This window comes from Escherichia sp. KTE96, from assembly GCF_000408525.1.
In the GTDB taxonomy this organism is placed as follows: Bacteria; Pseudomonadota; Gammaproteobacteria; order Enterobacterales; family Enterobacteriaceae; genus Escherichia; species Escherichia marmotae.
Genome location: NZ_KE137146.1, coordinates 149,429 through 164,486 on the forward strand (window position 1 = coordinate 149,429; position 15,058 = coordinate 164,486).

The 15,058-nt window shown below is 51.5% G+C and carries 10 protein-coding genes; 3 read left to right on the plus strand and 7 right to left on the minus strand.

Translation table 11 applies throughout. The annotated features are described in order from the left end of the window. Positions 1 to 341: 341 nt before the first annotated feature. A complete protein-coding gene (locus tag A1WG_RS20415; RefSeq protein WP_001516639.1) occupies positions 342 to 1,925 on the plus strand; it encodes a TerC family protein in 1,584 nt (527 codons plus the stop codon). A 459-nt stretch (positions 1,926 to 2,384) separates the two neighbouring features. On the opposite strand, the gene asmA is transcribed toward A1WG_RS20415, so the two are convergent. The 3 genes from asmA to udk all read right to left on the minus strand — a co-directional run bounded on the left by asmA (position 2,385) and on the right by udk (position 5,574). After that, on the minus strand, positions 2,385 to 4,238 hold the full coding sequence (asmA, locus tag A1WG_RS20410) for an outer membrane assembly protein AsmA (protein ID WP_001252379.1): 1,854 nt from the start codon (positions 4,236 to 4,238) through the stop codon (positions 2,385 to 2,387). A 21-nt stretch (positions 4,239 to 4,259) separates the two neighbouring features. Further along, positions 4,260 to 4,841, minus strand: coding sequence for a dCTP deaminase (gene dcd, locus A1WG_RS20405; RefSeq protein WP_001234771.1), 582 nt, complete (start codon positions 4,839 to 4,841; stop codon positions 4,260 to 4,262). A gap of 91 nt (positions 4,842 to 4,932) precedes the next feature. Beyond that, positions 4,933 to 5,574, minus strand: a complete 642-nt coding sequence (gene udk / locus A1WG_RS20400) for a uridine kinase (RefSeq protein WP_000132077.1) — start codon at positions 5,572 to 5,574, stop codon at positions 4,933 to 4,935. 318 nt (positions 5,575 to 5,892) lie between these two features. Between udk and A1WG_RS20395 the strand changes: the two genes are divergently transcribed. After that, positions 5,893 to 9,210 (plus strand): diguanylate cyclase, encoded by a 3,318-nt coding sequence (locus A1WG_RS20395; protein ID WP_001516640.1) that lies wholly within the window; start codon positions 5,893 to 5,895, stop codon positions 9,208 to 9,210. 70 nt (positions 9,211 to 9,280) lie between these two features. Here A1WG_RS20395 and alkA read toward each other — a convergent pair whose 3' ends face one another. Then, positions 9,281 to 10,129 carry a DNA-3-methyladenine glycosylase 2 gene (gene alkA, locus A1WG_RS20390; RefSeq protein WP_001516641.1) on the minus strand — a complete coding sequence of 283 codons (849 nt, stop codon included), beginning with the start codon at positions 10,127 to 10,129 and terminating at the stop codon, positions 9,281 to 9,283. Between the two features lie 133 nt (positions 10,130 to 10,262). Between alkA and yegD the strand changes: the two genes are divergently transcribed. Next, positions 10,263 to 11,615 carry a molecular chaperone gene (gene yegD, locus A1WG_RS20385; protein ID WP_016242517.1) on the plus strand — a complete coding sequence of 451 codons (1,353 nt, stop codon included), beginning with the start codon at positions 10,263 to 10,265 and terminating at the stop codon, positions 11,613 to 11,615. 12 nt (positions 11,616 to 11,627) lie between these two features. Here yegD and A1WG_RS20380 read toward each other — a convergent pair whose 3' ends face one another. Genes A1WG_RS20380 through A1WG_RS20370 form a run of 3 tightly spaced genes read right to left on the minus strand, consistent with a single transcriptional unit; the run spans position 11,628 to position 14,982 of the window. Then, positions 11,628 to 13,568: a helix-hairpin-helix domain-containing protein gene (locus tag A1WG_RS20380; RefSeq protein ID WP_001516643.1), complete on the minus strand. Its 1,941-nt coding sequence runs from the start codon at positions 13,566 to 13,568 to the stop codon at positions 11,628 to 11,630. Next, entirely contained in the window at positions 13,565 to 14,326 is a 762-nt protein-coding gene (locus A1WG_RS20375) for a PP2C family serine/threonine-protein phosphatase (RefSeq protein WP_032159402.1), read from the minus strand. The genes A1WG_RS20380 and A1WG_RS20375 overlap by 4 nt, the downstream gene beginning before the upstream one ends. Further along, positions 14,323 to 14,982: a vWA domain-containing protein gene (locus A1WG_RS20370; protein ID WP_000003146.1), complete on the minus strand. Its 660-nt coding sequence runs from the start codon at positions 14,980 to 14,982 to the stop codon at positions 14,323 to 14,325. Before A1WG_RS20370 ends, A1WG_RS20375 begins: the two co-directional genes overlap by 4 nt. Positions 14,983 to 15,058 lie beyond the last annotated feature (76 nt).

Sequence of the window (15,058 nt, forward strand, 5' to 3'; positions counted from 1 at the left end):
TCTCCAATAATTCAGGAAGAAGTGTTACAGCTAAAGGAATAGCAGGCAAGGTAACAAATCGGTAATTGACTATTTTTAAGAATTATATGAAGGCTATTTTTTGTATCTTTTAGGAGTTTCTTTATGTTGACAATATTTAATATACCACCTCCATATGCGATATTTCTTAAATATATTTGCGGTAAGAGAGTTATTTTCAACACAAAATAAAGGGGATTGATTACCGGATTCATTGTGAATAAAAATCTGATAAGTCATGCCTGAGCATTGCAATTTGGCGCATCATTATCCATGATCGAATTGTGACATTTGTCATACAACGAATAGGTATTGCACTTACTATGGAATGGATTGCCGATCCGTCTATCTGGGCCGGGTTAATCACGCTGATAGTGATCGAACTGGTCCTCGGTATTGATAACCTGGTCTTTATTGCCATCCTCGCAGAAAAACTACCGCCGAAGCAGCGCGACCGCGCACGAGTTACCGGACTACTGCTGGCAATGTTAATGCGCCTGTTACTGCTGGCGTCAATCTCCTGGCTGGTCACTCTGACCCAACCGCTGTTTAGCTTCCGCTCGTTTACCTTTAGCGCCCGCGACTTAATCATGCTGTTCGGTGGTTTCTTCCTGCTGTTCAAAGCTACGATGGAGCTGAACGAGCGGCTGGAAGGGAAAGACAGCAATAACCCCACACAACGCAAAGGAGCGAAGTTCTGGGGCGTGGTGACGCAGATAGTCGTGCTGGACGCCATCTTCTCTCTCGACTCGGTGATTACCGCCGTTGGGATGGTCGATCATTTACTGGTAATGATGGCCGCCGTCGTTATCGCTATCAGTCTGATGCTGATGGCCAGCAAGCCGTTAACTCAGTTCGTTAATAGCCACCCAACCATCGTTATACTGTGCTTAAGTTTCCTGTTGATGATTGGCTTTAGCCTGGTCGCGGAAGGTTTCGGATTCGCCATTCCGAAGGGGTATTTGTACGCTGCTATTGGTTTCTCAGTGATGATCGAGGCGCTCAACCAGTTAGCCATCTTTAACCGACGCCGTTTTCTTTCCGCCAACCAGACGCTGCGTCAGCGCACAACCGAAGCAGTGATGCGCCTGTTAAGCGGGCAAAAAGAAGATGCAGAACTGGATGCCGAAACCGCGTCAATGCTGGTGGATCATGATAATCAGCAAATCTTTAATCCGCAGGAGCGGCGGATGATCGAGCGGGTACTCAATCTGAACCAGCGTACCGTCAGCAGCATTATGACCTCACGTCACGATATTGAGCATATTGATCTCAACGCCCCGGAAGAAGAGATCCGCCGGTTACTGGAGCGAAATCAGCACACACGTCTGGTCGTTACCGACGGTGACGACGCCGAAGATTTGCTCGGTGTTGTTCACGTTATCGACCTGCTGCAACAGTCGCTGCGCGGTGAACCGCTCAACCTGCGGGTGTTAATTCGCCAGCCGCTGGTATTTCCGGAAACCTTGCCATTGTTACCTGCCCTCGAGCAGTTCCGTAACGCTCGCACGCACTTTGCTTTTGTGGTGGATGAGTTTGGCTCAGTGGAAGGAATTGTGACATTAAGTGACGTCACCGAAACCATCGCCGGGAACCTGCCGAACGAAGTGGAAGAGATCGACGCCCGTCATGATATTCAGAAAAACGCCGACGGCTCCTGGACGGCGAATGGCCATATGCCGCTGGAAGATCTGGTGCAATATGTGCCGCTGCCGCTGGACGAGAAGCGTGAATATCACACCATTGCCGGGCTGCTGATGGAATATTTGCAGCGCATTCCACAACCTGGCGAAGAAGTACAGGTAGGGGATTATTTGCTCAAAACGTTGCAGGTGGAGAGCCATCGCGTGCAGAAGGTGCAGATTATTCCGCTGCGTAAGGACGACGAGATAGAGTATGAGGTGTGAGGGCATGTAGGCCTGATAAGACGCGTAAAGCGTCGCATCAGGCGTTTCATTCAACCGGGAGAGTATGTGACATTGAAGGCTGTTCCGTTCACTTTATGTTCCTCGCTACTTTGGAACGCTCAAGCCGGTGAACGTGCCAGGGTGGCTCAATCGCCACCACCCTGGCAACCCGGGCTCCCGGCGGTAAATCGCCGCTGGCGCGGTCCCCTCATCTTATTCCTTTCGGCTATCGGGTACGGGCGCGAGGTAACATCCCTGTAAAACGCGCCCTCAGCCCACATCCATGTGGGCTGCCCCGGCCTACAGGAAACGATTCGGCGATTTACAGCCGGACCAACACCCTCGCTGAAATACCTTACTTTTACTGATGATTCATCTTTGCTGAAAGTAATCTACGTGATTGCCTGATGCGACGCTTTACGCGTCTTATCAGGCCTACAAATTATGTCATCTGGAAACTTACATCTTCTCCAGCAACTTCTTCACATCTTTACCATTGCGGGAGTCTTTATTGCGCTCAGCCCAGTCGTTCAGGCGACGTTTGGCTTCGTCCTGTAACTGTTTACGCAGCAACTGATCCACTTGCAGACTGTAATTGAGTTGCTGCCAGTTGCCATAAACCCGCAGCGGAACCGGTGTTTCTTTGAAGAATTCAACCAGCTTGCTTTCTCCGTTCCAGCCGCCAACGACACGAATATCAAACTGGGTGTCACAGGTTTGCTCTGCCAGATTCAACGTGCCAGCCCCTGTCAGCGCCAGCACTGGCGATTCACCCTGCATGTCGTTTAACGTCACGACGCCATTATTTAGCGTCAAATCCGTCGTAAAACGGTCAAGCCGTGTCACATTATCGAAGTTTTCAGCAGCCTTCACATCACCGCCGTTACGTTCTACCGCCTGCTGGATCATCTGCTGGAAGTTCATCCCTTCCATGCGCGTGTCGGCCATTTCAACATGCGCCTTCCCTTGCCAATTATGGCGGAAATCTTCCGCATCAATGTCAGCACCGGAGAAATCACCGGCCAGCGACATTTTGCCGGTCAACGAAATCGGATAGTTAAACGCCTTCAGAATAGTGCCAATCTCAACGTTTTCCAGCCGGGGTTGAAAGGATATCCGCGGATTTTTTACCGTCGAGTCCAGCGTGCCCGGCAGCGAAACTTGCCCACCGTTGAGTTTGCCTTGCAGTTGGATAATCTCCAACAAGCCCGACTTGTTGGTCATTTGCGTGGCGACATCGGTAAAATTCATTCCGCGCCAACGCACGTTATCAGCCTGCAACAATATATCGGCGGCAAAACCTTTTAACCCCTGGTAGGCTGGCTCATCAATACGCGAGGAAATAACGGGACGTGGTAACGTTGGTTGATTCTGCCCCTGCTGCGCAGCACCGATTTCACCGTTAACTGTTTCATTAAGCGGGATTAAGTTATCGAGATTAAGCTGCGGGAATTGCAGTCTTAACAACCATTCCGGCTTCTCTGTCAGCGTGACCTGCGCTTGCCCACTGAGCGTACTGTCGTTAGCGGTCAAATTGATTTGATGAAATGACAGACGTTTATGTGGCTCTTGCCACTGGGCCTGGAAACTCCCCTGCCCCTGAATACCTTGTTTTGGCAAGTCTGCGCCCTGCAACTGCCAGTTAATTTGTTCAATAGCCGCCGTTAAATCTTGCGGATAATCAGAGGCATCCACCGTGCCTTTGAGAGATAACGTGAGATCGCGCTGGTCGCGATTAACCCGCCCGGAGAACTCAAACGAGCCACGATGTTGGGGATCTTGCTCCATTTGCAGACGGATATTGCGAATCGTCACCTGCTCGTCATTTTCATGCTGGAACACCAGCACACTGTCAGCTACCTTCAGGCTGGAGATATCAAACGACCAGCCGCGACCTTCTGACAGCTCCGGCAACGTATTATCGCGCGGCGCAACGGGGGCATCTTCACTCCGCACCGCTTCTGTCTGCGGTGTCAGTTGAATGACTGCGCCTTTCAGCATCACCTGCTTAACGCTCAGTTGATGGCTCAGTAGCGGTAAAAGCGCCACATCAAGGCGCATATTATCGGCTCGTACCAGCGGCTGGCTGGCACCCTGGGCGGTAAGGGACATGCGCCCGGAGAGAATACTAAGTTGCGGCCAGACGTGCCAACGCAGTGGCCCGTCCAACTGCAATTGATAGCCGCTACGCGCAGCAACCTGCTTGACCATATAGTCGCGGAAATCATTCGGATTCACCAGCAACACTAGCGCAGATAACCCGGCCACCAGCACGACCAGGAGTATCATCAGCGTCGTCAGAAATCGTCTCATGGAATCCTCAATGGGCCTGAATTAGTCTTTATCGATTCGACTGGCGACCGCGCCCTGCTGGTTGCGATATTTCGCATCTTCACGGCGGTTGTATGGACGCGCTGCCGGGCCGGAAAGCGGCTCAAAGCTCAGCGCGCCAATTAACATCCCCGGGCGCAGCGCCAACGGCAGTTTACCGGAGTTGTAAAACTCCAGCACAATGCAGCCAGACCAGCCCGGATCGATACGGTGTGCGGTGACGTGCACCATCAGCCCTAAACGCGCCAGTGAAGAACGCCCGTCCAGCCAGCCCACCAAATCAGCAGGCAAGGTTACCGACTCCAGCGTCACCGCCAGCGCCAGCTCACCTGGATGAAGAAAAAACGCCTCGTTTTCATCGAGCACGATCTCATCGCTCATCACGCGATCAAGGGCCGCGCTCACTTCGTCTTTAGGACCGCTCAGATCGATAAACGCTGCCGTGTGGCCCCGGAAGGTACGAAATTTATTGCCCAGGCGCACATCCACCGTCGCGCCATTAATACGTTCCACCGGCGGACGTGGGTTGATCGACAAACGGCCTTCATCAAGCCAGGCTTCAATATCTCGGTCACACAGACGCATGGCATTTTCTCCTTTCGCGCATCACTCCCTTAACGCCTTTTACGTCAAGGGCATACCAGGTTATCACTGAACGGTACACAATTTACCAGGCTTATTCAAAGAACTGACTTATTTTCGCTTTCAATATATCGATCGCGATGCGGTTTTTACCGCCGCGCGGCACGATAATGTCGGCATATTGTTTGGAAGGTTCAATGAATTGCAGGAACATTGGGCGCACGGTTTTTTGATATTGCGCCATCACCGAATCCATCGAACGCCCGCGCTCGTTAACATCGCGCTTGATGCGGCGCATCAGGCAGATATCCAGCGGGGTATCAACAAAAATGGAGAAGTTGAGTTCGTCACGTAAACGCGCATCCGTCAGCAGCAAAATGCCTTCGAGAATGATGACTTTCTTCGGTTCAACCTTCACCGTTTCTTTCATACGCGTATGTTCAACATAGCTGTAAACCGGCAGGTCAATAGCCGAACCACGTTTCAGCGCTTGTAAATGCTCAAGCAGCAGACTGTGATCCATCGCACTCGGATGGTCGTAGTTGGTCTTAACGCGTTCTTCCATCGACAGATGGCTTTGATCTTTGTAGTAGCAGTCTTCCGGAATAACGCCGATGTGTTCATCACCCACTTGTTCACGTAATTCACGATAAAGGGTACTGGCAATGAGACTCTTGCCGGAAGCCGATGCGCCAGCGATACCGATAATGACGCACTGATGAGACTGATCAGTCATAAATTTAGCGACCTGATTAACCTGGATGTTAGGAAGGGGGTGCCGAAGCACCAAACGCGGCAATTATAGGGATTTCATCCGCCTGATACCAGTCGAATAGCGTTGCCGCACATTTAGAGTTAATTGTTGACGATCCATTCCCTGACGCAAATTTAATTGTTTGCTTTTAACGCAATGTGAAAAATGTTATGTCCGGTTGTGCAAATTGCCGCCAATTACGTCACTTTATGAACAAACCGCATATAAAATGTAAAACTTTTGTACTAGCATAAACACAGATACTAATGCTGGCGACCTGGCCATATGGATAGAGCGGTAATGAGTAAACGATCACAACGTGTTTTAATTACCCTGCCTCATCCACTGCTTCACCTTGTCAGTTTAGGTTTAGTCTCGTTTATCTTTACCCTCTTCTCACTTGAACTTTCGCAGTTTGGTAGCCAGCTTGCGCCGCTGTGGTTTCCGACGTCCATTATGATGGTGGCGTTTTACCGCCATGCCGGGCGGATGTGGCCGGGAATCGCATTGGCCTGCTCGCTGGGAAATGTCGCCGCATCTGTACTGCTTTTTTCTACCAGTTCGCTCAATATGACCTGGACGACCATCAACATTATTGAGGCCGTCGTGGGCGCAGTGCTGCTGCGTAAATTATTACCGTGGTATAACCCACTACAAAATCTGGCTGACTGGCTACGTCTGGCATTTGGCAGCGCTATCGTGCCACCTGTATTGGGCGGCGTGCTGGTTGTCTTGCTGGTTCCAGACGACGATCCACTTAAAGCATTTCTGATCTGGGTGCTTTCCGAATCAATCGGCGCACTGGCGCTAGTCCCGCTGGGATTGTTGTTTAAGCCACACTATCTATTGCGCCATCGCGACCCGCGGTTGCTGTTTGAGACGCTGTTAACGTTATCCATCACGCTGGCGTTAAGCTGGCTCTCGATGCGGTATCTGCCGTGGCCTTTTACTTTCATTATTGTGCTGCTGATGTGGAGCGCCGTGCGTTTGCCACGGATGGAAGCCTTTTTGATTTTTCTTGCCACGGTGATGATGGTGTCGCTGATGTTGGCAGCCGATCCGGCTTTACTCGCCACGCCGCGAACCTACCTGATGAGTCATATGCCGTGGCTGCCATTTTTGCTGATCCTGCTGCCCGCCAATATCATGACCATGGTGATGTATGCCTTTCGCGCTGAACGCAAGCATATTTCCGAAAGCGAAACCCGCTTTCGGAATGCGATGGAGTATTCCGCCATCGGCATGGCGTTAGTGGGTATCGAAGGGCAATGGCTGCAATCCAACAAATCGCTATGCCAGTTTCTTGGTTACAGCCAGGAAGAGCTGCGTGCCATTACCTTTCAACAACTTACCTGGCCGGAAGATCTCAATAAAGATCTGCAACACGTTGAGAAGTTGATCAGCGGTGAAATAAACACCTATTCAATGGAAAAACGCTACTACAACCGTAATGGCGACGTTGTCTGGGCGTTGCTTGCCGTCTCACTGGTACGCCACACCGATGGCACACCACTCTATTTTATTGCCCAGATTGAAGACATAAACGATCTCAAACGCACCGAACAGATCAACAAACGTCTGATGGAACGGATAACACTGGCTAACGAAGCCGGTGGCATTGGCATCTGGGAGTGGGAGCTGAAGCCTAACATCTTCAGTTGGGATAAGCGGATGTTCGAGCTGTATGAAATTCCGTCACATGTCAAACCGAACTGGCAGGTGTGGTACGACTGTGTGCTGCCAGAAGATCGCGGGCACGCCGAGAAAGTGATTCGCGATTCATTGCAGGCTCGTTTGCCTTTTAAACTGGAATTTCGCATTACCGTAAAAGATGGCATCCGCCATATTCGCGCCCTCGCCAATCGTGTGCTGAATAAAGAGGGCGAAGTCGAGCGCCTGCTCGGCATTAATATTGATATGACCGAAGTGAAACAGCTCAATGAGGCGCTGTTTCAGGAAAAAGAGCGCCTGCACATTACGCTGGATTCCATCGGTGAAGCCGTGGTCTGTATTGATATGGCGATGAAAATCACCTTTATGAATCCGGTTGCCGAGAAGATGAGCGGCTGGACGCAAGAAGAGGCGTTGGGTGTTCCGCTACTCACGGTGTTGCAAATTACATTTGGTGATAATGGTCCCTTAATGGAGAACATTTACAGTGCCGACACGTCGCGTTCCGCTATCGAACAAGATGTCGTTCTCCACTGCCGTAGCGGCGGCAGCTACGACGTCCATTACAGCATTACGCCGCTAAGTACCCTTGATGGCAGTAATATTGGTTCGGTGCTGGTAATTCAGGACGTCACCGAATCACGCAAAATGCTGCGCCAGCTTAGCTACAGCGCCTCCCATGATACCCTGACACATCTCGCCAACCGTGCCAGTTTTGAGAAGCAGTTGCGGATACTTTTGCAGACGGTAAGTAGTACGCATCAACGACATGCACTGGTGTTTATCGATCTTGATCGCTTTAAAGCCGTAAATGACAGCGCCGGGCACGCGGCAGGTGATGCCCTGCTGCGAGAACTGGCATCGCTGATGTTAAACCTGTTGCGCTCCAGTGACGTGCTGGCGCGGCTCGGCGGTGATGAATTTGGTCTTTTACTACCTGACTGTAATGTTGAAAGTGCCCGCTTTATCGCGACACGCATTATCAGCACGATTAATAACTACCACTTTATGTGGGAAGGCCGTGTGCATCGGGTTGGAGCCAGCGCAGGAATTACACTGATCGATGACAGCAATCATCAGGCGGCAGATGTGATGTCGCAGGCCGATATCGCCTGTTATGCTTCAAAAAATGCGGGCCGCGGCCAGGTGACGGTTTACGAACCACAGCAAGTTACCGCACATAGCGCACAGGCAGCGATGTCACTCGATGCTCCGTGGATGATGATTAAAGAGAATCATCTGCTGCTGATCGCCCACGGCGTCGCTTCTCCGCGAATTCCGGAAACGCGTAATCTGTGGCTGATTTCGCTTAAGCTCTGGAGTCGTAACGGCGAGGTTATTAACGAACTGACATTTCGCCGTAGCTTCAGTGATCCGATGCTCAATCTCGCCCTTGATCGCCGGGTATTGCATGAATTTTTCCAACAGGCAGCAAACGCAGTTGCCAGTAAAGGCTTAAGCATCGCCCTTCCCCTTTCCGTTACCGGTTTAAGCAACACCACGCTGGTGGATGAACTGCTTGAACAACTGGAAAATAGCCCACTACAACCACGGTTATTACATCTGATTATTCCGGCAGAAACCATTTTCGACCACGCAGAAAATATGCATAAACTGCGGCTGGCGGGCTGCCGGATCGTGCTCAGTCAGGTGGGACGCGACCTGCAAATCTTCAACGCACTGAACGCGAATATGGCAGATTATCTGCTACTCGACGACGAGTTATGCGCCAGCGTACAAGGCAATTTGATGGATGAAATGCTGATTTCGATCATTCAGGGTCACGCCCGGCGGCTGGGATTGAAAACCATCGCCGGGCCAGTAACGCTGCCGCTGGTAATGGATACGCTTTCTGGCATCGGCGTCGATCTGATTTATGGCGAGGTGATTGCCGATGCCCAACCGCTGGATTTGCTGGTTAATAGCAGTTATTTCGCAATTAACTGAGTATTTTGCCGCCCCCATCGCCTGATGCGTCTACAATTCATCCATTTCGTCGGCCGCCTGGCGACCAGCATCATGCTTCATCTGGTTGCCAGCCTTCCGTATACCAGATATGCAACAGCGCATAAGAACGCCAGGGTTTCCAGCGTTCGGCATAACGGCGGATTTGTGCCGGTGTCATTCCCGGAAATCGCTGTTTAATTAAATAATCATCCGGTAGAAAAACATCTTTCGCTTGCCAGCCGCGCAAGGCGAAATAATTCGCCGTCCAGCGCCCGATTCCAGGAAAGGTTTGCAGCGTTTTCATCGCCTGCTCAACATCACCGGGCATTGTTATCGGTAAGGAGCCATCCAGTACCGCATTTGCCAGATGGATCAACGCCTCTGCACGTTTCAGCGGCATCCCCAACGCTTTTAGCGCCTGCGAGTCGGCTGCTGCCAGCCGTTGAGGCGTGGGAAAGCAGATATAATCCGGGAAATCATCCAGACGTTCGCCATAAAGCTGCACCACTTTGGCGGTCAATTTCGCCGCCATCGCCACGCTCACCAGTTGGCCTAAAATGGCGCGCACGCCCTGTTCAAAAGCATCAACACAGCCAGGTAAACGCAATCCCGGCCGCGCCGCGCCTAACTCACCTAACGCCCCATTAACAATCTGCGGATTACATTGCAGATCAAACAGGCGGCTTATTTTCGCCAGGCACTCGGTCGCCACCGATTCTAATCCCGAACTTAAGCTCACTTGCAACGTATTATTTTCGACATCAGGAACCACCGTTATCATGCCCCGATGTTCGCCCACTGCCAGACTGCGGGCATAATAATTGTCAGCGACCGTTTCCACACCGCTCACCGCACGAGTGGCAAGAAATCCCAACATCCACGACCAGTCATACGGCGGTTGCCAGTTCAGGGTATACATCGCATCTCCTTTTTTATCCGCTTTCAGCATAAACGTTATTCAGACGCAGCGCTTTGCTTTCATATTCCGGTTGTCGCGGCGACAACATTTCGCTAAAGTCACGCCCCTTCTTCACCGGCATGGGGATTATTTCGTGTTTATTGGTTTTGATTACGGTACAGCAAACTGTTCAGTAGCGGTGATGCGTGACTGTAAACCACAGTTGCTGAAAATGGAAAATGACAGCTCGCTGCTGCCTTCAATGCTTTGCGCACCAACGCGTGAAGCGGTAAGCGAATGGCTGTACCGCCATCATGATGTTCCGGCAAACGACGATGAAACGCAGGCGCTGCTGCGTCGGGCGATTCGTTACAACCGCGAAGAAGATATCGATGTTACGGCGAAAAGCGTGCAGTTCGGTCTTTCCTCACTGGCGCAGTACATTGATGATCCGGAAGAAGTGTGGTTTGTGAAATCACCGAAATCGTTCCTCGGAGCCAGCGGTTTAAAACCGCAGCAGGTGGCGCTGTTTGAAGATCTGGTCTGCGCAATGATGTTACACATTCGCCAACAGGCACAAGCGCAGTTACCTGAAGCGATTACCCAAGCGGTGATTGGCCGTCCGATTAACTTCCAGGGGCTGGGTGGCGATGAAGCTAACGCCCAGGCGCAGGGGATCCTCGAACGTGCGGCGAAGCGTGCCGGGTTCAAGGATGTGGTATTCCAGTACGAACCGGTGGCGGCCGGGCTGGATTACGAAGCGACCTTGCAGGAAGAAAAACGTGTACTGGTGGTGGATATCGGTGGCGGTACGACTGACTGTTCATTGTTGCTTATGGGCCCCCAGTGGCGTTCGCGCCTGGATCGTGAAGCCAGTCTGCTTGGTCACAGTGGCTGCCGTATTGGCGGTAACGATCTGGATATCGCACTGGCGTTTAAACACCTGATGCCACTGCTGGGCATGGGTGGCGATACAGAAAAAGGTATCGCCCTGCCGATTCTGCCGTGGTGGAATGCGGTCGCCATCAACGACGTACCTGCGCAAAGCGATTTCTACAGTAGCGCCAATGGTCGTCTGCTTAATGATTTAGTACGAGATGCCCGCGAACCGGAAAAAGTTGCCCTGTTGCAGAAAGTCTGGCGGCAACGTTTAAGTTATCGCCTGGTACGCTGCGCAGAAGAGAGCAAAATTGCGCTTTCCAGTGAAGTTGAAACTCGCGCGTCGCTGCCATTTATCCGCGACGAACTGGCTACGCTGATTAGCCAGCAAGGGTTGGAGAGCGCCCTCAACCAGCCGTTGGCGCGGATTCTGGAACAGGTGCAACTGGCGCTGGATAACGCCCAGGAAAAACCGGACGTCATCTATCTGACTGGTGGTAGCGCCCGCTCGCCGCTGATTAAAAAGGCACTGGCGGAACAGTTGCCGGGGATTCCGATTGCTGGCGGCGATGACTTTGGCTCCGTCACCGCCGGACTGGCACGCTGGGCGGAAGTGGTATTTCGTTAAATGAAGGATGGCTCAGCAACGGCTTAAATCTGCCTGCACCTGAGCCAGTTTCTCCGCCGCCTGACGTAACGGTTCCAGCAACGGCATAGTCCGTGCAGAAGCATGAAGACGGAAACGCTGCAACTCTGTCGCGCCGACAGTCAACGCCGATTCCAGTCGATGTCGTTTGGCGGCAATTTTCGCCATTACCGCCTGCCTGTCTGCTGGCGTTACCGCTTCATTCGGCCTGAACACAAATCGGCGTTCGCAGCTCGCTTTCCAGTCAATGACAGCCTGGGTCAGATGGTCGCCAAACCCTTTCACTTGCTTAACGCCGCGTCGGGTAACATCCGCCGCCGTTTCAATACCAAAGGAACGTAACGCCGCTTTACGAGCCGTGCCAACGCCTGGAATCGACGCGGTATCAATAAAAAATCCTTCGAGGAATTTGTGCTTCTGGCGTTCCCGTGCTGTGTCATGGAGTGCTGCCAACGCTTGCGTTTCTTCTTCCGGCAGACCGAGAAGCTCGCTCTTCATTTTTTCGAGCATCGTCCGTTTAGCGATAAAACCTTCCAGCCCACCTGCCTGCTGGATCTGGTTAACTAAATGGTCATAGTCCATTTTTGCGCTATTAAACGCCTCACGGCGTCGTTGGACTTCTGCTTTGTACGCTTTGCTTGCCAGACTGCCAATAATCCAGATAGCCGCCAGCACGGGAACCAAAATGATATAGCGCGGTTCCGCCTGAAGACCGCAAAGTAACAGCGATAACGCTGACAACGCGATCTCAATCAGAATGATGTATTTACTCCTTAGTACCCCAACAGGAAGCAGCCTGCCAGTAAGTTGGAAATGTCCCGGTAATGGTAACTGTAATGCTGGCGGTGGCACTGACGCCATTACCATCGCCCAGACTTTCGCCAGCACAAAATTTCCGCCGGTGGTAATGACCTCTTCACCGGGATCAATAAAATAGATAACGCCTTGATTATCGAGCACACACCACGGGCAGTCAGTTAAATGATCCGGGTAAATATGCATTGCTGAAACGGTACATTTCTTTAACTGTTGGCGTAGAGAATCAAGTGCCGCTACCCATGTTTTTGCCGTCGGACGCGCGGTTGCCACGCCACTTTCGGTGAACGCCTGCTGAAACAGCGCTTCAATATGGGTTGGTAGAATCGATAACGGAATAGATCGTGGCGGCGGTTTTAATCCTCGTTGCTGACTGTCCGACGCGTAGGCATAACGGAAATGGGCAATATCCGTCTCCAGCGCATTACCCGCTTCAGGTATAAGCGGCACACCGGAATAAGGATGACGCCCACCAAATAAGACGTGAAAAATCAGCAACGCAAGGCCAAAATTATCGTGATTCACTGTGCGTTCAAAGCCAACAAATGACGGCAAGCTTTGCAGTTCTGGCGGCGTAAAATGCGACACGCCGACTTCGCATAAATGCAGCGTGCCATTGGCGTTAATCTGAAAGGAATCACTGTCGATCAATACAACTTTGCTATCGCGGCCTACCATAAAGCTATTCTGGTTTACGTCACCCACGACATGCCCGTGCTCGTGAATCGTAGCAAAAGATGAAGCTATATTACGCGCAACATAGAGTAGAAAATCCCACGCACAATGAGGGTAACTCTGGCGACGATGTGCCGGGCTATAGATCATATGAATCGGTTCTTTACCTGAAACCTTTGGCATCATAAAACCGATGGTTTTTCCGCCGCGCCCGGCGTGAAGCGTTGCCTGCGGCCAGGCGACATAATTCAGCAACTGCGCATCAACTGTCGCCGCCATAAAGGCAAGTTTGTCCTGTTTTAAGGCGGGTGGCGGCGTGTGATAAATCTTGGCGACGCTATCGACAAACTCCTCAATATCATAAACCGCACCTTCGCCACCTTTGCCCAGTTCACGGTCTGGCGTAACGCACTCGCCAGTAGCGGTATACAAGGTTGATTTCATGGTAACCAAATAGCCAGCGCCAGCGTTTTATCATCGTCCGTGCGTTCATTTACTGCCTCACTGAACAAAAATTGCTTCAATAAATCTGGCAGTAAATCGTATTGTTCAGGCGTAGCTGATTTGAGTCCATTGAAAAATGGCGCAAAGAAAGGCCCATGGGGCACGTTATCCAGCATATTTAATGCCAGCCGTTGAATGCCATCCGTAAATGTTGCCACTTTTACCGCCCGTTCAGTGCAGGTGTAAGTTTCCAGTCTGGAAACGGCATCTTCATCGGTAACGAAGTGCGTCATATTGGCATATTCACCCACCATCGGCATGAGCGGCAGTTGCAGGCCGTGACCAAAATCCACCACCACGCCACCATCGCCAATCTGCATAATCAAGGTGCCGTTAGCCGATGAAATCAATCCCAGAAACGTGCAGGCAAAATCGCGAACCGCTAATTCTTTGGCTTCAGCCTCGGCAAAAAGTCGCTGACGAATAGACAGCACAATATCCGTGGCGAGGACGTCATTAAGCCCTAATTCCCCGCCCTGCACTTTCTGCAACATATAAGCCATCGCTTCATTGACAGCAAGCATCGCGCCTTCACCACCCAGCGACACGCTACCTGCGCCATCAGCAAGAAACACCACCAGTAATGGCTGCTGGTCTTTTAGCCAGACAACCTGCATCTGGCAGGCATCCTGGCAAGGCAAGCCAGAGCTGATGTGCGACGTTCCGACGGCAGATGCATAAACCAGGCGCCAGCTCACACTGACGTCCAACCTTTCGGTGCTTCCAGTACAACTTCCGTTCCCGGCGTGGAACGGGAAACCGAACGTAGCGAACTGGATAACCAACTAAACAATTCGCGGAATTGTAATCCTTGCAGTGTCAAAGGCTGGCGGACGCTGATTTGTGCCAGGGTCTTCATATCAGCCCCCTGAACACCAATGGTGAAAAAGGCAAACTTCTTAGCGTCTTCCCCCTGAAACACTTTGTGGGCGGCAGTCTGCCACTCATCGGTTGGCGCGCCATCGGTGATCAGGAAAATCCACGGACGATAATAGGAGATACCATTGGCACGATACTCCCGCTTACGTTCCTCAACCATATTCAAGGCTTTGGTAATGGCTGCGCCCATGGGTGTATCGCCCTGAGCAAACAGGATGGGCGGGAAAAAGTTAGCGGCGCTGGTAAATGGTTGTTCCACATACACCGGGCCGAAAGTCACAATACCCAGTTCGACTCTTTTTAATGCCAGCGGATCGGCAAGCAGTTCATCGCGAAAGGTAACCAATCCGGCGTTAAGTTCATTAATGGGTTTGCCGTTCATCGAACCAGAAACATCCAGCAGCAAAATGCAGGGGCAACGTGGTTCCGGATTACTGGCAAAATCGCTGGTGGCAAAGGTGATTTGTTCGCTCATAAGAGATCCTTTCTTAGAGAATTATTAAGGTTCGGTATCATACCGACTGCAATAATGAATTAAGAGCAGGTGAAAC

Bases quoted from the DNA above. Each gene is read 5' to 3' on its own strand.
- A1WG_RS20415 (WP_001516639.1), top strand. From the start codon at position 342: ATGGAATGGATTGCCGATCCGTCTATCTGGGCCGGGTTAATCACGCTG.
- asmA (WP_001252379.1), bottom strand. From the start codon at position 4,238: ATGAGACGATTTCTGACGACGCTGATGATACTCCTGGTCGTGCTGGTG.
- dcd (WP_001234771.1), bottom strand. From the start codon at position 4,841: ATGCGTCTGTGTGACCGAGATATTGAAGCCTGGCTTGATGAAGGCCGT.
- udk (WP_000132077.1), bottom strand. From the start codon at position 5,574: ATGACTGATCAGTCTCATCAGTGCGTCATTATCGGTATCGCTGGCGCA.
- A1WG_RS20395 (WP_001516640.1), top strand. From the start codon at position 5,893: ATGAGTAAACGATCACAACGTGTTTTAATTACCCTGCCTCATCCACTG.
- alkA (WP_001516641.1), bottom strand. From the start codon at position 10,129: ATGTATACCCTGAACTGGCAACCGCCGTATGACTGGTCGTGGATGTTG.
- A1WG_RS20380 (WP_001516643.1), bottom strand. From the start codon at position 13,568: ATGAAATCAACCTTGTATACCGCTACTGGCGAGTGCGTTACGCCAGAC.
- A1WG_RS20370 (WP_000003146.1), bottom strand. From the start codon at position 14,982: ATGAGCGAACAAATCACCTTTGCCACCAGCGATTTTGCCAGTAATCCG.